This is a genomic window from Clostridiales bacterium (assembly GCA_012512255.1).
In the GTDB taxonomy this organism is placed as follows: domain Bacteria; phylum Bacillota; class Clostridia; order Christensenellales; family DUVY01; genus DUVY01.
On record JAAZDJ010000017.1, the window covers coordinates 1 to 3,504 of the forward strand.

The window sequence follows — 3,504 nt, forward strand, 5'->3', positions numbered from 1 at the left end:
CTTAGGGTGGGCACTCTAAGTAGACTGCCGTCGACAAGACGGAGGAAGGTGGGGATGACGTCAAATCATCATGCCCCTTACGCCTTGGGCTACACACGTGCTACAATGGGCGCTACAGAGAGCAGCGAGCCGGCAACGGTAAGCGAATCTCAAAAAGGCGTTCTCAGTTCGGCTTGCGGGCTGCAACCAGCCCGCATGAAGGAGGAGTTGCTAGTAATCCCGAATCAGCATGTCGGGGTGAATGCGTTCCCGGGTCTTGTACACACCGCCCGTCACGCCATGGGAGTCGGGAGTACCCGAAGTCGGCGCGCCAACCTAAGCAATTAGGAGGCAGCCGCCTAAGGTAAGCTCGATGACTGGGGTGAAGTCGTAACAAGGTAGCCGTATCGGAAGGTGCGGCTGGATCACCTCCTTTAAGGAACAGGCTAACGACCTGATCTAAAGTCGGTATCTTGATTTAATCTCAAGATACAAGCCCTGAAAACGCAAACGGTTTTTGGCTATGTGTATTATCCTAAATGTTTTCAGGCCGCTTGTCTTGATAATCCCTTATTCCTTTGTCTATGTGCAAAAAAACCATAAAAAAACAGCTGTTAGCAATAACAGCTGTTTTTTTGTTTTTTTATTAAAATCGCAAAAATGACTATAATTTAAAAAGTTTTTTGAACATTGGACTTTTAAAATATTAAAATTTTGAATACTTAGAAAAATTTTTACTCCTCAAAAATTTTATTTATTTGTTCTTTGGATAGATTTGTATTGTTATTATCAATAAACAAGTTCAGCGGCAAATACTTTACCAAAAAATACACCACAATCCCGACAAAAACGCCCGCGATTACGGAAGCTATCAGCATCAACGGCAATATAATAATTAGGTTGATTTGTTGGACTATGGCCGCGGCGATAAATGTTTGCGTTATGTTATGGGCTACGGCGCCCAATACGCTTATTCCTATAACGCTGATTTTTGGACAGGCAAACCTATAAAGCAGCGACATTACCGCAAACGCGCAGATACCCCCGCCCAACGAGTATATAAGCCCGAAGACATTGCCAAAAACAGAAGCTAAAACGCACCTTACTATCAAGACCGCGAAAGCGTCAAAATAACCCAAAAAGATTATAGCCGAAAGGGTTATTATGTTGCTCAGCCCTATTTTTGAGCCGGGCGCGAAAGCAAGCAAAGGCGGAAGCAAACTCTCAAGATAATGCATCACAAGCGCAACCGCCGTAAAAACTGAAATTCTCGTAAGCCTTAGCAAAAACTTGTTTCTCATAGACTTCTAACCCACTATTATGTCTATATCGCTTGGACCTAATATTGTGATATGGACATTATTAGGAAGGCAAATAATTTGTTGGGGCGCGTAACTGATTTTGGTCATTTCGCATATATGGTCGGGGCAGGTAGAATTTTGCGCCCATACTTTTTTGTCTTGTATTACCAAAACCATCAAGACATCGCCCTCTGAGTTAGTTATATCATATTGTCCGTTTATGTTAATATCATAATCGGCAAAAAATTGGTTATTGACATACACCCTTACTATACTGCCTTCTTCTTTTATGTTTAGGCTTAGCGCCATAAAAGTTATGACCGCAACGGCCAAAAGGGCAAAAACTATTATGTCCCATAAGGCGAATGGACGCGACGATTTAATTTTTCGGACTTTTTGTTCGTTCATCTTTAAAAACTATATATCTTATCTTTATATTGATATGGTTCATATTCTTTATAAACATTGGCTAAGTCATGGTCAAATTGCTCTATTTCGCCTAGGGCGGCGTATTTTTTGTCATGCGATATCAAAACGCCCGTAAGCGAATTTTTTTCCATAAACTCTATTCCGTTTTCCATATCCAGCAACATTACGATTGTGGCGTAAATATCGGCCAATTCGGAATTTTGATGTATTATTGTAACCGATGTAAGCCCTTGGTCGTTATGAGTATCGGTGAACGAATTATCGCCATTTTCTTGCCTTTCTATATTTACAGGCAATCCCGTCAATGGATTTAGTATATGGGCGTATTTTACTTCGTTTTTAACAAAATACCTGATATAATCTCCGCTGGTAACCAGCGAAGTGTTTTCGGCTTTTAACGCGCAAAAATACTCGCTTGAATTATCTTGGGGCATATTTATTGCTACGGTAAATTTTTGAAAAGAGCCGTCCGCCATAGGCTTGGATTTATAAAGATAAACATTGCCGCCAATGTCTATTATGGCGCCTTTTAAATTGTGTTTTTGGCATATCTTTGCCGCCAAATCCGCGCCATAACCTTTTGCCTGCCCGCCCAAGTCAATTTTTACTTCCTTGCGCGATTTTTTGATATAATAGCCTTTTTCGTCTTCGCCTATTTGGACATTAGATAAATCAACATATGCCAATGTTTCATCTATTTCTTCTGTTGTGGGGATTTCTCTATCGGAAGCTTTATCGTGTATCTTATCCGCGCCCAATCCCCATAACTCCATCAAAGGATAAATTGTCGGGTCAAATAAGCGAAAAGCATCAAATTCTTTTCCGTCTATAATGATTTTAATGCCTTCGTCTTGTTCATTTTCGTGCAATTCTTTTACCGTTGAAAGCATATGATAGACATGTTCAGAGACATAAAATTTTGTTTCGGGGTTAAATTCTTCTTGCGTATTATCGCCATAGTTATTAAATTTATAAATAACACTTTTTTTGTCTATAACATTAAGCTCTTGATTTAAGTTTTTTAGAACATTAATGATTTCATCTTTTGCATTTAATAATTTTTTTTGATTTGTTCCATAAAGCGTCGCGTTAAGCGATATTCGCTGAACTCCCGTTCCAAAAACAAATTCTTGAAATTCTAAATATTTTATCTTTGGTGGCTGGCAAGCGCTAAGCAAAATAGTGCTTATCGCTAAAACAGCGGATAATATAGCAATAGCAATCTTTTTCATAAGTATTTAGATTATACTACAAAATTACAAATTGGGTAAATAAAAAATTAATATAACTATTTGACCGTTCGATATTTTGGCGATTTTTATCCATAATCATAATAGGGTTAAGATAAGCTCTTTAATGCTTGTATTTCTACTGTGCGCTACAGTTTTTTATGAAATGTCAAGTTCTGTTATTGCTAAAACATCATTATAAAAACTGAAGAGATTTAAAGATAAAAAAAGCAAAAGAAATTAAAAGATAAAAAAAGCAAAAACAACAAAGCTTATAAAAATCGAGTAAGAAGTAGGAGGTTACCCATTATTTGAGTATCGTCCCTCTTACTCCAGCGTAAGTATCATTCAGTATGGCGTTTCAACAGAATTAACATATTGTTTATATAATTCATCATTATTGTAGGAAACACTTAACTTATGATAGTAATAAAAATTTAAAAAAGTTTTTAAAGATGTGGAAAAAATGCAATATATATTAATAATTTCCGCAATTTACATTTTGCCATATCAATTAAGTAAGTTAGATTTTTAATAGATTTCATATCTTTTGAAAATAATAATAC

General features: G+C 37.2%; 3 protein-coding genes and 1 rRNA gene. 1 reads left to right on the plus strand and 3 read right to left on the minus strand.

The annotated features are described in order from the left end of the window. A 16S ribosomal RNA gene (locus GX756_00835) occupies window positions 1–421 on the plus strand; the annotation flags it as partial. A gap of 292 nt (window positions 422–713) precedes the next feature. Here the strand turns inward: GX756_00835 and GX756_00840 are convergent. From GX756_00840 to GX756_00850, 3 genes are read right to left on the minus strand one after another with little or no spacing between them, the layout of a single operon-like run. Next, window positions 714–1,280, minus strand: coding sequence for a Gx transporter family protein (locus GX756_00840; GenBank protein NLC16415.1), 567 nt, complete (start codon window positions 1,278–1,280; stop codon window positions 714–716). Between the two features lie 6 nt (window positions 1,281–1,286). Then, window positions 1,287–1,688, minus strand: a complete 402-nt coding sequence (locus GX756_00845) for a NusG domain II-containing protein (protein NLC16416.1) — start codon at window positions 1,686–1,688, stop codon at window positions 1,287–1,289. A 2-nt stretch (window positions 1,689–1,690) separates the two neighbouring features. Continuing rightward, entirely contained in the window at window positions 1,691–2,941 is a 1,251-nt protein-coding gene (locus GX756_00850) for an FAD:protein FMN transferase (GenBank protein ID NLC16417.1), read from the minus strand. Between the last annotated feature and the right edge of the window lie 563 nt (window positions 2,942–3,504).

Coding starts and splice junctions, on each gene's coding strand:
- GX756_00840 (NLC16415.1), bottom strand. CDS start 1,280: ATGAGAAACAAGTTTTTGCTAAGGCTTACGAGAATTTCAGTTTTTACG.
- GX756_00850 (NLC16417.1), bottom strand. CDS start 2,941: ATGAAAAAGATTGCTATTGCTATATTATCCGCTGTTTTAGCGATAAGC.
- GX756_00845 (NLC16416.1), bottom strand. CDS start 1,688: ATGAACGAACAAAAAGTCCGAAAAATTAAATCGTCGCGTCCATTCGCC.